This window comes from Variovorax sp. UC74_104, assembly GCF_044055375.1.
Classification (GTDB): Bacteria; Pseudomonadota; Gammaproteobacteria; order Burkholderiales; family Burkholderiaceae_C; genus Variovorax.
Map to the genome: position 1 here is coordinate 5,962,150 of NZ_CP171978.1, position 17,913 is coordinate 5,980,062.

Annotated in this window: 19 protein-coding genes and 2 pseudogenes; 8 read left to right on the forward strand and 13 right to left on the reverse strand. The window is 69.9% G+C overall.

The features are described 5' to 3' along the window. Positions 1 to 8 precede the first annotated feature (8 nt). The 8 genes and pseudogenes from ACHMXA_RS28045 to nac form a co-directional block, all read right to left on the reverse strand. Positions 9 to 761 (reverse strand): SDR family oxidoreductase, encoded by a 753-nt coding sequence (locus ACHMXA_RS28045; protein WP_395317185.1) that lies wholly within the window; start codon positions 759 to 761, stop codon positions 9 to 11. A 167-nt stretch (positions 762 to 928) separates the two neighbouring features. After that, positions 929 to 1,693 (reverse strand): LamB/YcsF family protein, encoded by a 765-nt coding sequence (locus ACHMXA_RS28050; protein ID WP_395317186.1) that lies wholly within the window; start codon positions 1,691 to 1,693, stop codon positions 929 to 931. 22 nt (positions 1,694 to 1,715) lie between these two features. Beyond that, entirely contained in the window at positions 1,716 to 2,099 is a 384-nt protein-coding gene (locus ACHMXA_RS28055) for an acetyl-CoA carboxylase biotin carboxyl carrier protein (RefSeq protein ID WP_395317187.1), read from the reverse strand. Positions 2,100 to 2,104: 5 nt separating this feature from the next. Continuing rightward, complete coding sequence (locus ACHMXA_RS28060) at positions 2,105 to 3,094, reverse strand: biotin-dependent carboxyltransferase family protein (RefSeq protein ID WP_395317188.1); 990 nt, start codon at positions 3,092 to 3,094, stop codon at positions 2,105 to 2,107. Further along, positions 3,091 to 3,747, reverse strand: a complete 657-nt coding sequence (gene pxpB, locus ACHMXA_RS28065) for a 5-oxoprolinase subunit PxpB (RefSeq protein WP_395317189.1) — start codon at positions 3,745 to 3,747, stop codon at positions 3,091 to 3,093. Before pxpB ends, ACHMXA_RS28060 begins: the two co-directional genes overlap by 4 nt. Beyond that, a pseudogene (gene accC, locus ACHMXA_RS28070) lies at positions 3,744 to 5,098 on the reverse strand (acetyl-CoA carboxylase biotin carboxylase subunit). Before accC ends, pxpB begins: the two are co-directional and overlap by 4 nt. Positions 5,099 to 5,111: 13 nt before the next feature. After that, positions 5,112 to 5,549 (reverse strand): acetyl-CoA carboxylase biotin carboxyl carrier protein, encoded by a 438-nt coding sequence (locus tag ACHMXA_RS28075; RefSeq protein WP_395317190.1) that lies wholly within the window; start codon positions 5,547 to 5,549, stop codon positions 5,112 to 5,114. A 133-nt stretch (positions 5,550 to 5,682) separates the two neighbouring features. Continuing rightward, on the reverse strand, positions 5,683 to 6,621 hold the full coding sequence (nac, locus tag ACHMXA_RS28080) for a nitrogen assimilation transcriptional regulator NAC (protein WP_176663202.1): 939 nt from the start codon (positions 6,619 to 6,621) through the stop codon (positions 5,683 to 5,685). 143 nt (positions 6,622 to 6,764) lie between these two features. On the opposite strand from nac, the gene ACHMXA_RS28085 reads away from it, so the two are divergent. After that, positions 6,765 to 8,003: an aspartate transaminase gene (locus ACHMXA_RS28085; protein WP_395317191.1), complete on the forward strand. Its 1,239-nt coding sequence runs from the start codon at positions 6,765 to 6,767 to the stop codon at positions 8,001 to 8,003. 25 nt (positions 8,004 to 8,028) lie between these two features. Further along, the gene (locus ACHMXA_RS28090; RefSeq protein WP_395317192.1) at positions 8,029 to 8,700 is read left to right on the forward strand and encodes an RraA family protein; all 672 of its coding nucleotides are present in this window, start codon (positions 8,029 to 8,031) and stop codon (positions 8,698 to 8,700) included. Between the two features lie 113 nt (positions 8,701 to 8,813). Here the strand turns inward: ACHMXA_RS28090 and ACHMXA_RS28095 are convergent, their stop codons facing one another. Continuing rightward, positions 8,814 to 9,749: a LysR family transcriptional regulator gene (locus ACHMXA_RS28095; protein WP_395317193.1), complete on the reverse strand. Its 936-nt coding sequence runs from the start codon at positions 9,747 to 9,749 to the stop codon at positions 8,814 to 8,816. 116 nt (positions 9,750 to 9,865) lie between these two features. Between ACHMXA_RS28095 and ACHMXA_RS28100 the strand changes: the two genes are divergently transcribed. The 4 genes and pseudogenes from ACHMXA_RS28100 (at position 9,866) to ACHMXA_RS28115 (ending at position 13,732) form a co-directional block, all read left to right on the forward strand. Continuing rightward, the gene (locus tag ACHMXA_RS28100; protein ID WP_395317194.1) at positions 9,866 to 10,804 is read left to right on the forward strand and encodes a dihydrodipicolinate synthase family protein; all 939 of its coding nucleotides are present in this window, start codon (positions 9,866 to 9,868) and stop codon (positions 10,802 to 10,804) included. Between the two features lie 51 nt (positions 10,805 to 10,855). Next, positions 10,856 to 11,826: pseudogene (locus tag ACHMXA_RS28105) on the forward strand (Bug family tripartite tricarboxylate transporter substrate binding protein). Beyond that, positions 11,816 to 12,526, forward strand: coding sequence for an SDR family NAD(P)-dependent oxidoreductase (locus ACHMXA_RS28110; RefSeq protein ID WP_395317195.1), 711 nt, complete (start codon positions 11,816 to 11,818; stop codon positions 12,524 to 12,526). The pseudogene ACHMXA_RS28105 and the gene ACHMXA_RS28110 overlap by 11 nt, the downstream one beginning before the upstream one ends. A gap of 39 nt (positions 12,527 to 12,565) precedes the next feature. Further along, complete coding sequence (locus ACHMXA_RS28115) at positions 12,566 to 13,732, forward strand: mandelate racemase/muconate lactonizing enzyme family protein (RefSeq protein ID WP_395317196.1); 1,167 nt, start codon at positions 12,566 to 12,568, stop codon at positions 13,730 to 13,732. 123 nt (positions 13,733 to 13,855) lie between these two features. On the opposite strand, the gene ACHMXA_RS28120 is transcribed toward ACHMXA_RS28115, so the two are convergent. Beyond that, positions 13,856 to 14,842, reverse strand: a complete 987-nt coding sequence (locus ACHMXA_RS28120; RefSeq protein ID WP_395317197.1) for a tripartite tricarboxylate transporter substrate-binding protein — start codon at positions 14,840 to 14,842, stop codon at positions 13,856 to 13,858. Between the two features lie 190 nt (positions 14,843 to 15,032). Here ACHMXA_RS28120 and ACHMXA_RS28125 point away from each other — a divergent pair, with 190 nt between their 5' ends. After that, complete coding sequence (locus ACHMXA_RS28125) at positions 15,033 to 15,581, forward strand: MarR family winged helix-turn-helix transcriptional regulator (protein ID WP_395317198.1); 549 nt, start codon at positions 15,033 to 15,035, stop codon at positions 15,579 to 15,581. 1 nt (position 15,582) lies between these two features. On the opposite strand, the gene ACHMXA_RS28130 is transcribed toward ACHMXA_RS28125, so the two are convergent. Beyond that, positions 15,583 to 15,927, reverse strand: a complete 345-nt coding sequence (locus tag ACHMXA_RS28130; RefSeq protein WP_395317199.1) for a FlxA-like family protein — start codon at positions 15,925 to 15,927, stop codon at positions 15,583 to 15,585. 146 nt (positions 15,928 to 16,073) lie between these two features. On the opposite strand from ACHMXA_RS28130, the gene ACHMXA_RS28135 reads away from it, so the two are divergent. After that, positions 16,074 to 16,520 carry a universal stress protein gene (locus ACHMXA_RS28135; protein WP_395317200.1) on the forward strand — a complete coding sequence of 149 codons (447 nt, stop codon included), beginning with the start codon at positions 16,074 to 16,076 and terminating at the stop codon, positions 16,518 to 16,520. A 20-nt stretch (positions 16,521 to 16,540) separates the two neighbouring features. On the opposite strand, the gene arr is transcribed toward ACHMXA_RS28135, so the two are convergent. Both arr and ACHMXA_RS28145 read right to left on the reverse strand, forming a co-directional pair. After that, on the reverse strand, positions 16,541 to 16,936 hold the full coding sequence (arr, locus tag ACHMXA_RS28140) for an NAD(+)--rifampin ADP-ribosyltransferase (protein ID WP_395317201.1): 396 nt from the start codon (positions 16,934 to 16,936) through the stop codon (positions 16,541 to 16,543). Positions 16,937 to 17,042: 106 nt separating this feature from the next. After that, positions 17,043 to 17,903, reverse strand: coding sequence for an oxaloacetate decarboxylase (locus ACHMXA_RS28145; RefSeq protein WP_395317202.1), 861 nt, complete (start codon positions 17,901 to 17,903; stop codon positions 17,043 to 17,045). Positions 17,904 to 17,913: the final 10 nt, after the last annotated feature.

Below are 17,913 nucleotides of genomic sequence, written 5' to 3' on the forward strand. Positions count from 1 at the left end.
CCCGGTGCTCAGCCGCGCGGCGTTTCGGGCCGGGTGGTCGAGAGGCCGCCGGGCACCTGCAGCGTGGGCGTGATCTCCATGTGGCCCACGTTCACCGCGATGGGTGCCGAGATGGCGAAGGCGATGGCGTTCGCGATGTCCTCGGCCTGCGGCAGCTCGAAGCCCTCGACGAAGCGCTTGTAGGTGTCGTCGGAGTCGCCGTGCACGTGCGCGAAGATGTCGGTGGCCACGCGGCCCGGGCAGATCTCGGTCACGCGCACGCGCTTGCCGAAGCAGTCGATGCGCAGCTGGCGCGACAGCATGCTCACCGCCGCCTTGGTCGCGTGGTAGGTGCTGTTGCCGCCGAAGTTGTAGGCGCCCGCGATGGAGCTGATGTTGACCACGTGCCCGCGGTCGCGCGCCGCCATGCCGGGCACCACGAGCCGGCACAGGTGCAGCACCGCGCGCAGGTTCACGTCCACCAGCAGGTCGATGCCTTCGGCGTCCGCCTTGAGGATGGAACCCGGGCGGTCCACGCCGGCGTTGTTGACCAACACGTCGAACTCGACTTCCTGCGCGAGCCGGGTGATGCCCGCGATGTCGCTCACGTCGATGGCGTGCGGAATGCAGCCGGTGCGCGCAGCGAGGTCGGCCAGCTTGTCGGCGCTGCGCGCGAGCGCGTGCACCTTCAGCCCTTCCTTGCTCAGGCGCTCGACGACGGCGGCGCCGATGCCCGATGAGGCCCCGGTCACCAGTGCGGTCTTGTAGTCGGAAAACGGCATGTTCGGTTCTTTCGGTTGGGGCAGATGACTGCCTGGATTTCACTGTAGCCAGCGCCTGTGCGCCGCGCCAAGACGGATTGGCTGTGGAGCGATAAGCCCCCCTTATGTCGCCCGCGATCCGTGCATATGACCAAGGGTAAGCACCATGTTCGTGCCCTGGTCGTCGATCAGCTCGCCTGCCTGGAGATCGGCACCACACGCCCCGCCTGCTCGACCACGCCGCGCACGGCGCGCGCCAGCTCGACGGCGCCGGGCGTGTCCCCGTGCAGCAGGATCGAATGCGCGCGCATCGGAATCTTCTTGCCGGTGACGCTGGCGACCGTGCCGTCCTCCAGCAGCTGGCGCACGCGCGCCAGCACCGCCTCGCGCTCGTGGATCACGGCGCCGGGCAGCTTGCGCGGCACCAGCAGGCCATCGTCGCCGCAGGCGCGGTCGGCCAGGAAGGTCCTGCGCACGCGCAGGCCGCAGCGTTCGGCCGCGTCCTCGATGGCCCGGCTCGCGGAGGTGCTGACGGTGAGCGAAGGATCGAAGTCGGCCACCGCGCGCACCAGCGGCCCGGCCAGCGCGGCATCGGCCGCGGCCATGTTGCCGAGCGCGCCATGGAAGCTCATGTGCGTCATGCGGTGGCCCGCCGTGCGGGCCATGCCGTCGAGCGCGGCGAGCTGGTAGAGCACGTAGGCCGCCAGCTCCTTCGTCTCGATCTGCATCTGCCGGCGGCCGAAGCCCATCAGGTCTGGAAAGCCCACGTGCGCGCCCACGTCCACGCCGCGCTGGCGCGCCATGCGCACCGTGCGGTCCATGATGACCGGGTCGCCCGCGTGGAAGCCGCAGGCCACGTTGGCGGAGGAGACGATGTCGAGCAGGGCTTCGTCCTCGCCCATGCGCCAGGGGCCGAAGCCTTCGCCGAGGTCCGCGTTCAGGTCGATGTCCATCGGGGTGTCCTTCTCTTGTTCGTCAGCGCGGGTGCAGGTCGAGCAGTGGCGTGCCGTATCCGACGGCAACACCGTCGGCCACGTGGATGCCGTCGACGACGCCTGCCTGCGGCGCCGTCACCGGCAGCAGCAGCGGGCCGATCTTCAGCAGGCCGAGGGCCTGGCCGGCTTCCACGCGCGCACCGGTGCGCGCCAGCGGCGCCGTTGCGAGCGGGTGGCCGTGCAGGAAGACGCCGAGCGAGGGGGCCTTGATCGGCACGGGCTCGATCTCTTCTTCGTCCTGCGGCAGCTCGACGATTTCATCGCCCTGCCGAGCGAGGCGCAGCGTGCCTTCCGGCGTGCGCAGCTCGAGCAGGCCGATGTCGGTGCCTGCCAGCCAGGCGGCGAGTCGGGAAACGTCCTGCATGCGGGTCAGTTCCTCGCGGCGGGCGCGCCGCGATGCAATCCCACCATGCGCGCCACCTTGTCGAGCCAGGCGCGCGCCTCGTCGAGCGCATCCAGCGCCTCGTCCCAGGTGGTCTCGATGAAGCGGATGCGGCTACCGATCGGCGCCTGCCCGAGGCGCCACATGTCGGCCTCGATCACGGTTCCGAACTTGGGGTAGCCGCCCGAAGGCTGGGCGTCGCGCATCTGGATGATCGGCTGCCCGCTGTGCGGCACCTGGATCACGCCGGGCACGATGCCGTGCGAGCGCAGCTCCATCGGCGCGATGGGCCGCAGCGCCTCGCCTTCGAGCCGGTAGCCGTAGCGGTCGCTGTGCGGCGTGATCTTCCATTCGCCGGCCCAGAAGGCGTCGCGCGAGGCAGGCTCGAAAGCCGTGTACTCGGCCGCGGGCAGCACGCGCACAGCCATCGCGCCATTGCGCTCCAGCGGCAGCGCGAGCGCGGGCGGCACCAGGCCGAAGCCGGTGCGGCAGGCTCTGCCGGCGCCGGCAGCGCGCAACAGGTCGCCCCGGCGCAATGCACGCCCTTCGTGGCCGCCGAAGGCACCGCGCAGCTGCGTGCTGCGCGAGCCCAGCACCTCGGGCACGTCGATGCCGCCGGCCACGCACAGCACCGCGCGGCTGCCGCGCTGCGCGCCGCCCTGCGGCAGGCCCAGCGCGAGCACCTGGCCGGCGCGCGCCTGGTGCACCCACCAGGGCAGCAGGGGCTGGTCGTCGAGCCTGGCGGCGCAGTCGGCGCCGGTGAGCGCGAAGGCGCAGTCCTCGTCGAAGAGCACCTTGAACGGGAACACCGGCACCTCTACGGCGGCCGCGCCGAGCGCGTTGCCCAGCAGCAGGTTGCCGGCGGCCAGCGCGAGGTTGTCCATGGCACCCGAGGTGCCCACGCCCCAACGCAGGCTGCCGGTGCGGCCCAGGTCCTGCACGGTCGCGAGCGCGGCGGAGGAAAGGATCTCGATCATCGGACGATGCCCTCCACGCGGAAGCGGATCATGTCGCCCGGCTGCAGCGTCGCGGGCGGGTCTTTCGCCGGGTCGAAGAACACCATCGAGGTGCTGCCGATGGTGTTCCAGCCGCTGGGGCCGGCCGATGCCGACACGCCCGTCTGCGCCCCGCCGATCGACACCGCGCCGCCCGGGATGCTCAGGACCGGCACCTTGCGCCGGGGCGTGGCGATGCGCGGGTCCATGCCGCCCAGGTAGCAGTAGCCCGGGTGGCTGCCCAAGGCATACACCGGATAGAGCGGCGCGCTGTGCAGCTCGACGATGGCGTCGATGCCCAGGCCGGTGTGCGCCATCACGTCCGCCATGTGCGGGCCGCCCTCGCCGCCGTAGACCACCGGCAGTTCGACGATGCGGCCTTCGCGCCGCATGGCGGTGGCCGCGTCCCAGGCTTCGCACAGGCGCTCGCGCAGCGCGTCGAGGTGGCGCGGCGCGCGGGTGAAGGTGAGCATCAGGTTGTTCATGCCCGGCACCGCCTCGCGTACCTCGGGCCAGCGCTCGGCCTCGTGCGCCAGGGCCCAGATGCGCTGCTGCGAGGGCAGGTTCATGGCGCCGGGTGCCTCGAACAGCAGCGCGGTGGTGCCCAGCAGGCTGATGGATGGTGCCGTGCTCACGCCGCGCTCCTTTGCTGCAGCCAGCGTTCCAGGTGATGGATGTCGACGCCGCCCGCGGCGAAGCCGGCGTCGCGCAGCAGCTCGCGGTGCAGCGGCACGTTGGTGTCGATGCCCTCCACGCGCGTCTCGGCCAGCGCCAGGCGCATGCGGTCGAGCGCGTCGTCGCGGCTCGCGCCATGCACGACGAGCTTGGCGATCATCGAGTCGTAGTACGGCGGCACGCGGTAGCCCGCGCCCGCATGCGAATCGACGCGCACGCCGAACCCGCCGGGCATCTGCCAGCCCGTGATGCGGCCCGGCGCCGGCGCGAAGGTGTCGGGGTTCTCTGCATTGATGCGGCACTCGATCGCATGGCCCTGGCAGCGCACGTCGGCCTGCGCGATCGACAGGCGCTCGCCGCGCGCCATGCGCAGCTGCTGCTGCACGATGTCGATTCCGGCGGTCATCTCGGTCACGGGATGCTCCACCTGCAGGCGCGTGTTCATCTCGATGAAATAGAAGGCGCCCTTCTCGTAGAGGAACTCGAAGGTGCCGACGCCGCAGTAGCCGATCTGCCTGCACGCGGCCGCGCAGCGCTCGCCCACTTCGGCCAGCAGCGCCTCGTCGATGCCGGGCGCGGCGCTTCCTCGATCACCTTCTGGTGGCGCCGCTGCAGCGAGCAGTCGCGGCTGCCCAGCCACACGGCGTTGCCGTGGCCGTCGGCCAGCACCTGGATCTCGACATGGCGCGGGTGCAGCAGGAACTTCTCGATGTAGACCTCGGGGTTGCCGAAGGCCTGTCGCGCCTCCTCGCGCGTGAGTGCGATGGCGTCGGGCAGCGCGGCCTCGTCGTGCACCACGCGCATGCCGCGACCGCCTCCGCCGCCCGCGGCCTTGACGATGACGGGAAAGCCGATCCCGCGCGCCAGCGCCTGCACGGCGGCGGCATCGTCCGGCAGCGCCTCGTCGGGGCCTGGCACGCAGGGCACGCCGGCCTTGCGCATCGCGCGCTTGGCCGAGACCTTGTCGCCCATGGTGCGGATGCATGCGGCGCTGGGGCCGATGAAGACCAGCCCGGCTTCTTCGCAGCGCTGCGCGAAGCCCGCGTTCTCCGAAAGGAAGCCGTAGCCGGGATGGATCGCCTGCGCGCCGCTTACCTCGGCGGCGAAGAGGATGGCGGCCTGGTCGAGGTAGCTCAGGCCCGGCGCGGCGGGGCCGATGCACAGCGCCTGGTCGGCCTGCGCGACGTACATCGCGTCGCGGTCGGCCTCGGAGTGCACGGCCACGGTACGCAGGCCGAGCCCGCGGCAGGCGCGCTGGATGCGCAGCGCGATCTCGCCGCGGTTGGCGATGAGGACGGTGTCGAACGGCATGGCGGGCGCCTCCTCATGCGAAGCGGAACAGCGGCTGCCCCGCTTCCACTTCCTGGCCCGACCGCACGAGCACCTGCCGCACGGCGCCTGCGCGGTCGGCGCGGACCTCGTTGAACATCTTCATCGCCTCGATCACGCACAGCATCTGGCCGGCTTCCACGGCCTGCCCTTGCTGCACGAAAGGCGGTTCGCCCGGCGCCGGCTGCAGGTGCACCACGCCGTGCAGAGGTGCGAAGCACTCGTCGCCGGCAGGCGCCACTGCTGCAGCCGGCTGCGCAACCGCTTCGGGCCGCGCACTGCGGACGGCGCCCGGCCTGCGCGCGGAGGGCGCGGCGCCCAGCGCCGCCAGCTTCACCAGCCGCAGCGTGCTGCCGTTCTCGCTGAATTCCAGTTCCGCCAGGTCCGATGCGGCCAAAGCGTCGATGAGCGTCTTGATCTGTTCCTGCTTCATGCCGGGGCTTCGATGGCCGACGCGTTCCGCGAACGCGTGACGGCATGCATGAAAGGTAGCGGGCCCCGGGCTCGAAGCCAAAGACGGATTGGCTGTGCCGGGATAAGGGCGCCTTATGACGCCCGTTCCGGCTTCACGGTAGCGCAGCGATCTCGGGCTCGGGCGTCGACGCGACGGTATTGGCCAGGTCGGCCACGAGCTCGAGCAGGATGTCCTTCACCGCCTGCGCCGGCTCCGACAGCGGCAGGTGGTCGGACTGGCAAAGCGCCAGCGGCGCCTCGATGACCGGGTCGACGATGGGGAACTGCCACGCGCCGCAACTCGCCACCACCTCGCGCGCCATCGACGCCGGCAGGATGGTCGCGCCCAGCCCGTCGGCAATGGCCGCCGTGAGGGTGAAGGCCGATTCGATCTCCGCCACCACGCGCGGCGCCATGCCCGCGCGCACGAAGGCCGCGTCCACCAGCTTGCGCACCACGTTGTAGGGGCGCGGCAGGAAGAGTTCGATGTCGCGCAGGTCGGCCAGCTTCACCGGCTGCGAGGGCGCGGGCATCGACGCGGGCCCGACCAGGAAGAGCGGCTCCTTCAGCAGCGGCAGGAAGCTCAGCCCGTGGATGGCCTTGTCGCCATACAGCACGGCCAGGTCCATGCGGCCGTTCATGATGAGCTCGCTCAGCGTGGTGCCGTAGTTCTCGTTCAGATAGAGCAGGATGCCCGGGTGCCGCGCACGCACGGTGCGCAGCAGCGGCAGCGAGAGCGCCGACGCCGCCGTGCCCGGCGCGAGCCCCACCGACACCTGGCCCGAGAGCCCCTCGCCGGCGGCTTCCATGTCGACGCGTGCCTGCTCGCACTGGCGCAGGATGATCTGCGCATGGCGGTACAGCACCTTGCCGGCTTCTGTGGGCGTCACGCCGCGCTTGGTGCGCACCAGCAGCTGCTGGCGCACTTCGCCCTCGAGCGTGGCCAGCTGCTGGCTCAGCGCGGGCTGGGCGATGAAAAGAACCTCGGCCGCCTGCGTGAGGCTTCCGATGTCCACGATCTTCACGAAATATTTGAGGCGTCGCAGGTTCACACCTTGTCCCCAAGCAAAAGCCAAGCCTAGCACCGGCCCCGCGCGGCGGATATGGGTGCTCACCATGAGCCATAAGCTGCGCCTATACGACCAGTGCAATCTCGTCTTGGCCTCGCGGGATCGATGTGCGTACCGTTCGGTCCATGCAAGCCACTACCTCCAGCGCCGACTCCAACGTTGCCTCCCGCATTGCCGCCCGCGTGCGGCGCATCAAGCCCTCGCCCAGCACCTCGGCGGCCGACCGCGCCAACGAGCTGCGCAGGCAGGGCAAGTCGATCGTGAACCTCGTGGTGGGCGAGCCCGACTTCGACACGCCGGCCCACATCCGCCAGGCCGCGGCCGCGGCCATCGAGCGCGGCGCCACGCGCTACACGCTGATGGCCGGCACGGTGGAGCTGCGCGAAGCCATCGTCGCCAAGCTGCAGCGGGAGAACGGGCTGAGCTACGCGATGAACGAGATCATCGCCACCAGCGGCGCGAAGAGCGCCATCTACAACGCCTTCGCGGTCACGCTGGAGCCGGGCGACGAGGTGATCATCCCGGCGCCCTACTGGGTGTCGTATCCCGACATGGTGCTGGCCTGCGAGGGCACGCCCGTCACCGTGGCCTGCCCCGAGGCCAACGGCTTCAAGCTGACGCCCGCGCAGCTCGAGGCGGCCATCACGCCGCGCACGCGCTGGCTGCTGATCAACTCGCCGAGCAACCCCACCGGCGCGAGCTACACCGCCGCCGAATACCGCGCGCTGGCCGAGGTGCTGCAACGCCATCCGCAGGTGATGGTGATGACCGACGAGATCTACGAGCACATCCGCTTCGGCAGCGAGCCGCTGCCGCACATCCTGGCGGTGGCGCCGTCGCTGCGCGACCGTACGCTGATCGTGAACGGCGTGTCCAAGACCTATGCGATGACGGGCTGGCGCATCGGCTACGCGGCCGGGCCGGTGGACCTGATCAAGGCGCTGGACACGCTGCTTTCGCAATCCACGGGCAACTGCTGCTCGGTGAGCCAGGCGGCGGCCGCCGCCGCGCTGAACGGCGACCAGCGCTTCGTGGCCGAGAGCGTGGCCGTCTACCGGCAGCGGCGCGACCGCACCCTTGCGCTCGTCAACGAGATTCCCGGCCTGAGCTGTGCCACGCCGCCCGGCGCCTTCTACCTGTACATCGACTGCGGCGGGCTCATCGGCAAGACCACGCCCGAAGGCAAGCGGCTGCAGGAAGACGGCGACGTGGTGATGTACCTGCTCGAAAGCGAAGGTGTCGCGGTAGTGGCGGGCACGGCCTACGGACTCTCTCCCTACTTCCGGCTTTCCATTGCCACATCGCTCGAGACGCTGGAAGAAGGCTGCCGACGCATCGCGCGCGCCGTGGCCGCGCTGCGCTGAAGACTTAAAGACCAGGACGCATCCCATGCCCTACAAAGCCATCCGCAAGAACCCCTCGGCCCCGCAGGCGGCGCCGCACATCATCGCCGCGCTGCACGACATCCCGGTGGCCGCGCTCAGCGACAACATGCACCGCAACATCGGCAGCGTAGGCCTGCAGCCCTACCACCGCCCCGGCCACAAGACCATGGCGGGCACGGCCGTCACCGTGAAGACGCGCGGCGGCGACAATCTCACGCCCATGCGCGCCTTCGAGTTCTGCCGGCCCGGCGACGTGCTGGTGATCGACGCGGACGGCGACGTCGCCAACGCCGTCATCGGCGGCATCCTGTCGTTCTATGCCGCGACCATCGGCACCGTGGGCCTGGTGCTCGACGGCGCCATCCGCGACGTGGCCGAGATCCGCGAGCGCGACTACCCGGTGTACGCGCGCGGCGTGAACCATCGCGGCCCCTACAAGGACGGCCCCGGCGAGATCAACGTGCCGGTGTCGGTGGGCGGCATGATCGTGAACCCCGGCGACATCGTGGTGGGCGACCAGGACGGCCTGATGGCCTTCTCGCCCGACGAGGCCGAGTTGCTGATCGAGAAGGCCCGCGCGCACCTGGAGACGGAGGCGCGCACCATCCAGGCGATGAAGGAAGGCCGGTGGGACCGCAGCTTCCTCGATGCGCTGGAAGCGCGCTGCGCGAACTAGACACCCCCAGGCTTCGCGCACTTCGTGTCGCTGCGCCAACCCCCTCACCGGGGGCGACACCTGCGGCCCGGCGAAGCCGGTTCCGGCGGTGTCCCACGAACAAGCCGTGCCAGTCAGGCGACCGAGGAGCTTTCGCTGACCAGCCCCCACAACGCCTCCGCCACCGGCGCCATCTGCGCCTGCTGGCGGTACAGGCGTATGTCCACCGGCACGCGCCAGCCGCCCGCGCCGGCATCGACCAGCGCACCACCGCGCAGGTCGTCGGCCACCAGGCTCATCGGCAGCCATGCGAGGCCTCGGCCTTCGAGTGCCATGGTGCGCAGCAGCGCGGCATGGTGGGCGGTGAAGACGACCGAAAGCGACGCGCCGAAGTCCTTGCCGAACTCGCTGTCCTGCATCGCCCGCATGATCCGGCCGAGCCCCGAGGCTTCGCTGTAGGCGAGCACGGAGGGCGAGCGGCCCTCGCCCAGCGCATGCTGCGGCGCGCCCCTCGCGTCAGGTGCGCTCACGGGCACGAGCACGTCCTCGCTCAGCCGCAGCACCGGGTACTGCGCCTCGTCGAGCCGGCCCGGCGCATCGGCATGGCCGTGGCACAGCACGAACTGCACGCGGCGCTGCAGCATCAGGTCTTCGCAGGCGTAGGAGCTGTCGGAGATGGTCTGTATCGGCCCCATGCTCAGCCGCGATTCGACGCTCGCCAGCCAGCGCGGAAAGAAGGTCAGCGAGAGCACGTGCGTGGCCGCGAAGCTCAGGCTGGCCGCGGCCAGGTCGTGCGCGGCGCGAGCCTTGATGCGCGCGGCCTCCAGGCCCGCGAGCACTTCCTGCAGCAGCGGCTGGAAGCGCTTTCCCGCGGCGGTGAGCGCGGTGGGGTGCGCGCTGCGGTCGAACAGGTCGACGCCCACCCATTCCTCCAGCGAGCGGATGTGGCGGCTGAAGGCGGGCTGTGCGATGGAGCGCGCCTGCGCGGCGCGCGAGAAGTTGCCGGTCTCGGCAAGGGCCAGGAAGTCTTCCAGCCATTCGAGGTCGAGCGGTCGGTTGCCGGGGCCCATGCGCTGCGCGATCGGTCGGGTTGAATAGTTGTATGCGATTCGAGTATTGGACGGCCCGCACCCCGCCGGCAAAAGATGCACCCATTCCTGCACCTTGAACCACACGGAGACACAGCATGCCTTCCATCGCGAATTATCGCGGGATCATTCCCGCCATTTCCTGCCCCTTCACGGCCGACCACCGCATCGACGAACCCGCCCTGCGCAAGCTGGCCTCGTGGCTGGCGGGCCATGACGGCGTGGTGGCGATCATGACCAACGGCCACACTGGCGAGGTGTTCTCGCTCACGCCGTCGGAGCGCGCCGAGGTGACGCGCATCGTCGCCGACGAGCTGCGCGGCCGCATGCCGGTGATCTCGTCGATCGTCTGCGAAGGCCTGGCCGAGGCCGCCGAGCACGCCCGCGCCGCGCAGGCCGCCGGCGCGGTGGCGCTGGACGTGATGCCGCCGCACCACTGGCTGCGCTTCGGCTTCACGCCCGGCCACGCGCTGCAGTACTTCGATGCCATCCACCGCGCCGCGCCCGAGCTGGACCTGGTCTGCCACGTGTACCCGGCCTGGACGCGCGCCTCGTACTCGTCGCAGCTGCTGGCCGAGCTGGCGCGCCTGCCCTACCTGCAGGCCTTCAAGGTGGGCCAGCGCGACATGAACAAGTACGCCCGCGACATCCAGGCGATCCGCGAGGCCGATGCCTCCAAGGCCATCCTCACCTGCCACGACGAGTACCTGCTGGCCTCGATGGTGCAGGGCGTGGACGGCGCGCTGGTCGGCTTCGCGACCTTCATTCCGCAACTCATCATCGACCTGTGGAACGCGGTGAAGGCTGGCGACCTGAAGAAGGCGATGGCGGTGCAGGCGCTCATCACGCCGCTGAAGGACGCGGTGTACGGCGGCGGCGAACCCACCGGCGAGGCCCATGCGCGCATGAAGGGCGGCATGTACCTGGCCGGCGTGCTGGAGAACGCCACCGTGCGCCCGCCCACCGAGGCGCCGAACGCGCGCGAGATGGACGCGCTGCGCGCCGCCGTCGAGCAGGCCGGCCTGTCGAAGCGCTGACCGCCGGGGGCCGCCGCGCCCCCGCCAAAAGAACACAAGGAGACAAGAGACATGCAACGCAAGCACTTCCTTCGCGCCACGCTGGCCGCTCTCGCGCTGGCCGCCGCATCGACTACCGGCTTCGCCCAGAACTGGCCCGTCCGGCCGGTGCGCATGGTGATTCCCTTCCCGCCCGGCGGCACGCTCGACACCATCGGCCGGCTGCTGGCGCAGAAGCTCGGCGAGCAGACGGGCCAGACCTTCATCGTGGAGAACCGCCCGGGCGGCAACGGCGTGATCGGCGCCGACGTGGTGTCGAAGGCGCCGGCCGACGGCTACACGCTGCTGTTCAACGCATCGACCTTCACGACCGCGCCGATGACCATGAAGTCGGTGCCCTACGAGGTGGTGAAGGACTTCACGCCGGTGGCGCTGGTGGCCAAGGCCCCACTGTCGGTGGCGGTCAACAAGAACCTGCCGGTGAACGACGTGAAGTCGCTCATCGCCTACGCCAAGGCGCACCCCGGCAAGATGACCTTCGCAGTGGGCTCGATCGGCTCGGCCGGGCACCTGTCGACCGAGCTGCTCAAGCGCGCGGGCGGCGGGCTCGACTACCTGATCGTGCCGTACAAGGGCACGGCGCCGGCCTTCCAGGACCTGATCGGCGGGCAGATCGACGGCTTCATCGACCCGATCCTCGGCTCGCTGCAGTACCACAAGAGCGGCATGCTGAAGGTGATCGCCGTGACCTCGGCCACGCGCGCCAGCAGCCTGCCGAACGTGCCCACGGTGGGCAGAGCATCCCGGGCTACGAGTTCTACAGCTGGTACGGCCTGTGGGGCCCGGCGAAGCTGCCGGCCGCCATCACGCAGCGGCTGAATGCGGAGGTCAACAAGGCGCTGGGCACCGACATGCGCGAGACGCTGGGCGCGCAGGGCCTGCTGCTGACGCCGGGCAGCGTCGAGGACTTCGCGAAGTTCCAGGCCGAGGACATGGCGCGCTCGAAGAAGATCATCACCGAGGGCAACATCCATGTCGAATGAGCTCGCCGCAGCGCCCCATGCGGTGGTGACGGGCAGCAGCGGCGGCATCGGCCGCGCCATTGCCGCGCACCTGCTGCAATCGGGCTGGCGCGTGAGCGGGCTGGACCTGGCCGCGCCCACGCTGGCTTCCCACGCGGGCTTCACGCACGTGGCGGTCGACCTGAGCGATGCCGGCGCCATCGCGCGCACGGCCGCGACGCTGCACGACGCCAGCGCGCTGGTGCACGCGGCCGGCGTGCTGCGCGTCGGCCCGCTGGGCGAACTCGATCACGCGGGCGGCGAGCTGATGTGGCGCCTGCACGTGGATGCGGCCACGCGCCTGGCCGACGCGCTCGTGCCCGCGATGGCGGCGCGCGGGCATGGCCGCGTGGTGTTCGTCGGCAGCCGCGTCGCGCAGGGCCTGCCGGGGCGCGGCCAGTACGCCGCGACCAAGGCCGCGCTGATCGCGCTCGCGCGAAGCTGGGCCGCGGAAGTGGCGGCGCGCGGCGTGACCGTGAACGTGGTGTCGCCCGGCGCAACGCAGACCTCGATGCTGCAGGACCCGGCCCGCGCGGGCAGCGCGCCGCGCCTGCCGCCCATCGGCCGCCTGATCCAGCCCGAGGAGATCGCCGCGCTCACCGGCTTTCTTCTTTCGCCATCGGCGGCGGCCATCACCGGGCAGGACATCCCGATCTGCGGCGGCTCCTCGCTGCACCTCTGACCCTCTTTCGCTTCCCTTCTTTCCACCCGGAACCCGACCATGAAAATCGTCAACATCCTCGAATCCACCCGCCCCATCAAGTCGGACATCCGCAACGCCTACATCGACTTCTCGAAGATGACGCTGAGCCTCGTCGCGGTGGTCACCGACGTGATCCGCGACGGCAGGCCCGTCGTCGGCTACGGCTTCAATTCCAACGGCCGCTACGGCCAGGGCGGGCTGATCCGCGAGCGCTTCCTGCCGCGCCTGCTGGAGGCCGAGCCGGCCTCGCTGCTCGACGAGACCGGCGACAACCTCGATCCGCACAGGATCTGGGCCCGCATGATGATCAACGAGAAGCCCGGCGGCCACGGCGAGCGCTCGGTGGCCGTCGGCACCATCGACATGGCCGTGTGGGACGCCACCGCCAAGATCGCGGGCAAGCCGCTCTACCAGCTGCTGGCCGAGCGCTACGGCACCGGCAAGCCGGACCCGCGCGTGTTCGTCTATGCGGCCGGCGGCTACTACTACCCCGGCAAGGGCCTCGAAGGCCTGCAGCGCGAGATGACCAGCTACCTGGAGCGCGGCTATTCGGTGGTCAAGATGAAGATCGGCGGAGCCACGCTGGCCGAAGACTGCGAGCGCATCGAGTCGGTGCTGAAGATCCTCGGCCCCGGCCAGCAGCTCGCGGTGGACGCCAACGGCCGCTTCGACCTGCCCACCGCCATCGACTACGGCCGCGCGCTCTCGCAATACCCGCTCTTCTGGTACGAGGAAGCCGGCGACCCGCTCGACTACGAACTGCAGGCCAAGCTCGGCGAGGTGTACGCCGGCCCGATGGCCACGGGCGAGAACCTGTTCTCCATGCAGGACGCGCGCAACCTCATCCGCCACGGCGGCATGCGCCCCGACCGCGACTGGCTGCAGTTCGACTGCGCGCTGAGCTACGGCCTCGTCGAATACCTGCGCACGCTCGACATGCTCAAGGAGAACGGCTGGTCGCCCTCGCGCTGCATTCCGCACGGCGGCCACCAGATGTCCCTGGCCATCGCCGCCGGCCTCGGCCTCGGCGGCAACGAGAGCTACCCCGACCTCTTCCAGCCCTACGGCGGCTTCCCCGACGGCGTGAAAGTCGACAACGGCTACGTCACCCTGCCGCCGCTGCCCGGCATCGGCTTCGAAGGCAAGGCCGACCTGATCGCAGAGATGCGCGCCCTCGCGGCCTGAGCGATCCCTGCCTTTTCGCGGGACGCCGCGGAACCGGCTTTGCCGGGCCGCAGGCGTCGCCCCCCGGCGAGGGGGGTTGGCGAAGCGACACGAAGTGCGCGAAGCCTGGGGGGAGTACCAGGTTCAAGGATGAAAACCGGAGCGGCGCACCACGGGCTCCCACTGCGCACGGTAGGTCTTCAGCATCTGCGTCGTTTCCGCCGCATTGCTCGCCACCGGCGTGATGAAGAGCGACTCGGCGACCTTGTGCAGGCTCGGGTCCTTCATCACGTCGCGGATCGAGTTGGCCAGCAGCTGCACCTTGGCGGGCGGCATGGCGGACGGCGCGAAGAAGGTGTTCCAGCCGTCGGCGTCGATCTTCATGCCGGCCTCGCTGAAGGTCGGGATGTTGGGCGCGAAGCCCGCGCGTTTCTTGCCGGACGTAGCCAGGATGCGGATCTTGCCGGCCACGTGCTGCGGATAGAGCGAATCGAGCGTGTCGATGGCAATCGGCAGGCTGCCGTTGACGAGGTCGGCCGCCAGCGGCGCGGAGCCGCCATAGCCCTTGATCTGCGGCTGCACGCTCAGCGCGTCGCCCACCATCAGGCCGAAGAAGTGCGGCAGGCTGCCGGTGGCGGGCACGCCGAAGACGGCCTCCTCGGGGTGCGCCCACAGGCGGCCCACCAGGAACATCGCGCGGTCGAGCTGGAGCTTGCTGCCCACGGCCAGCGCGAAGTCGTAGCTGCTGACCTGGGAGACGGGCACGAAGTCCTTGTCGGGGTCGTAGCCGGCGTCCTTGATGACCAGCGGCGCGACCACCATCACGGCAGGGTTGCCGAGCATCAGCACGTTCTGGCCGGCGGGCGCGCGCTTGACTTCCTTGGCCGCGAGGCGGCCGCCCTCGCCGGGACGGTTCTCCACGCTCACCTGCACGCCCAGCTTCGGCGTGAGCCGCTCGGCGATCAGCCGTGCGATGCGGTCGGTGCTGCCGCCGGGCGCGTAGCCGACCACGAGGGTGAGCGGACCGCCGTCCAGCGCGGCGGGCGCCTGGGCGTGGGCCAGGGGCGCGCAAGCGGCGAGGGCCATGCCCCCTGCCATGATGAGCTTGCGCCTGGAAAGAAATGCGGGCATCGGGGATCTCCTGCGGACATTGGTCGTGAACGGGAATGCGCGGGTTTCACGGCGAAAATCGCGCGTCAAGACTGTTTCCGCTCGTTCAAATTTGTTACTGGTTTATACGTATGGGCAAACAGTTGATCTAATCAATCAACTGCCCGCCGAGGCGGGCGAACCACACTCACCGCGCCTTTCCGCCACCCGTATGCAACAAGTTTTTCCCGACGCAGAAGCCTTGCGCGCGCCCCATTCCCTGGACGACCTGCTGCTCTATCGCATGACCCGCGCCGTTCGCGCGGGCAGCGGCATGGCCACCCGGCTGGTCGAGGGCGGCTTCGGCATCACGCGCCGCGAGTGGGGAATGATCGCCACGCTCGCGCAGGAGGGCGAGATGACCTCGTCGGCCCTCGCCGCGCTGCTGCACCTGGACCGGGTGCGCACCTCGCGCGGGCTGCGCAGCCTGGTCGAGAAGAAGCTGGTGCACCGGCGCCAGAACGCGGAGGACCGGCGCGAAGTGCACGTGCGGCTGAGCGCCTCGGGCCAGCAGCTGTTCGGCCGACTCTTCCCGCGCATCGCGGGGCTGAACACCGAGCTGCTGGGCGGCATCTCGCCCGAGGACCTGGACGCCTTCCTGCGCTGCCTGCAGCACCTGGAGCAGCGCGGCGAACAGCTTCTCGCGCAAGGGATGGTGGCGGAGAAGGCCGACCGGCGATCCGGGGGCACGCGGCACCGGTGGCCGGAGCGCGGCGGCTGACTCAGGCCTGCACGTCCACGTTGCCGCCGATCAGGCCGCCGCGGCTGCCGCCGGTGCGCGGCGCGGCGGTGGCGCTTTCCTCCATCGACGCCATGGCGCTCTTCTGGAGGGCGCCCATGCGCAGCGCGTTCATCTGCTGCTGCAGCATGGCGAGCTGGACCGCCAGCGCCTCGAGCTGCTGCTGGATCAGCTTGCGCGCCTCGCCCTCGGGCGTTTTGAGCAGCAGGCCCTGCGTTTCCTCGATCTGCTTCTGCGTCGCCGTGATCTGACGCTGGATCTTCGCGATCTCGGCGTTCGCGTCGGCCCCGCTCCTCGCGCTGCCGGCCGCACCGATGGCATTCACCATTTCGATCCTCCTTGGTCGTGTTCGAACAGGGGTTATCGGCATCCGGCGCGAAAAATGAAGGGTAGCCGCCCGCCTTGCATGACCGCGTTCGCGAACTAGACTGAAGCATGAGGGCACCCGCGGTGCCGGGGGCCAAGGAGCCTGCCATGTACAAGCGTGTTCTTGTGGCAACCGACGGCTCGGCGCTGTCGGAGCAAGCGGTCAAGGCCGCCATCGACCTGGCCCTTCTGACCAACGCGGACCTCGTGGGCGTCACCGTCGCGCACATCGAGCCGGTCGGCTACTTCGAGGGCTCGATGATGCTGAGCCAGCGCGACATCCAGGAATCGCAGGCGCACACCGACCGGGCAGCGCAGCAGCTGGTCGACAAGGTGGCCGCCACCGCACTCGCCAGGGGCGTGCGCAGCGCGCAGGCCATCGTCATGCGCTCGAACCAGGTGGCCGAGGCCATCATCACCACCGCGAAGAACCAGCAGTGCGACCTGATCGTGATGGCCTCGCACGGGCGGCGCAGCCTGGCGCGCCTGCTGATGGGCAGCGAGACGCTGCACGTGCTGACGCACTCGCACATTCCCGTGCTGGTGCTGCGCTGACGGGAGGCCGCAGGAGGGAGTCAGTTGATGATCTCTCCCATGCCGACGCGCACGCGCTCCCTGAGCTGGCGGATGTACTCCTCGTCGAAGGGTTCCCAGGTCTCCAGCTCGCCGACGATCCGCAGCGGCTCCCGGCTTCGGTACGAGCGCGTGGGATTGCCCGGGAACTTCTTGTCGGTGACGTTGGGGTCGTCCTCGTAGGCGCCCGTGGGTTCGACGATGTAGACGCGGCAACGGCCCTCGCCCTTCGCCATTTCTGCAGCCAGCCCGGCGCCCTTGGGCCAGGCGGTGAAGTAGATGTGGTTCATGACGACGCGGCCGTCGTAGTTCGACCTGAAACCGGCCGTGAGCAGGTCTCCCGGCTGAAGATCCGCGCGCGTGCCGTGGAAGAAGGGTCCTGCGTCCGGGATTGCCATCGCGGGTTGTTCCTCTGCGGAAAGGAAAAGCCGTGGAGTCTACTCGTGCCGTTCGTCGCGGACGCCGTCCGGAAAGCAGGCCCGCGCACCCCGGCGCCCGTCTCCGTCAGGTGTACCGCTTCTCCAGCGCATCCCACTCGGGCTTGCCCACCAGCCGCTGCCGCTCCGCAAAGGGCGTGACCAGCCCGCTGGACTCCTGCACTTCCTTCTCGTCGCGCAGCACCGTCAGCGCCTTCTGCATGCCCGCCACCGCGCCTTGCAGCGCGGCGTTGGCATACAGGACGATGCCGTAGCCCAGCTCGCCGAGTTCGGTGGCGTTGAAGATCGGCGTCCTGCCGCCGATCACCATGTTCATGAGCTGCGGCCTGTCCAGGCGCTTCGGCAAGGCCCGCACCTCTTCCTCCTTCGTCACGGCCTCGACGAAAAGAATGTCTGCGCCGGCCTCGGCGAACTTCTGCGCACGCTCGACCGCGGCCTCGAAGCCGTGGACGGCGGCCGCGTCGGTGCGGGCCATGATCAGCAGGTCCTGGTCCTGGCGGGCGTCGACGGCCGCCTTGATCTTGCTCACGGCCTCCTCGGTGGAGATCACCTCCTTGCCCGAGAAATGGCCGCAGCGCTTGGGCGCCACTTGGTCCTCGAACTGGATGCAGTCGGCGCCGGCGCGCTCCAGCGTGCGCACCGTGTGGCGCACGTTCAGCGCATTGCCGAAGCCGGTGTCGGCATCGACGAGCAGCGGCACCGAGACCGCGTCGCGGATGCGCGCGGTGTGGTCTGCTATTTCCGTGAGCCCCATGAAGCCCTGGTCGGGCATGCCGAACCACATGTTGGTGACGCCCGCGCCGGTGATGTAGATCGCCTTGAAGCCCAGGTCTTCGATGACCCTGGCGGACAAGGCGTTGAAGGCACCGGGAACGATCAGGCCGCGGCGGGCCTGCGCGAGGGACTTGAGTTGCTTGCGGGTGGACATTCGGAAAACA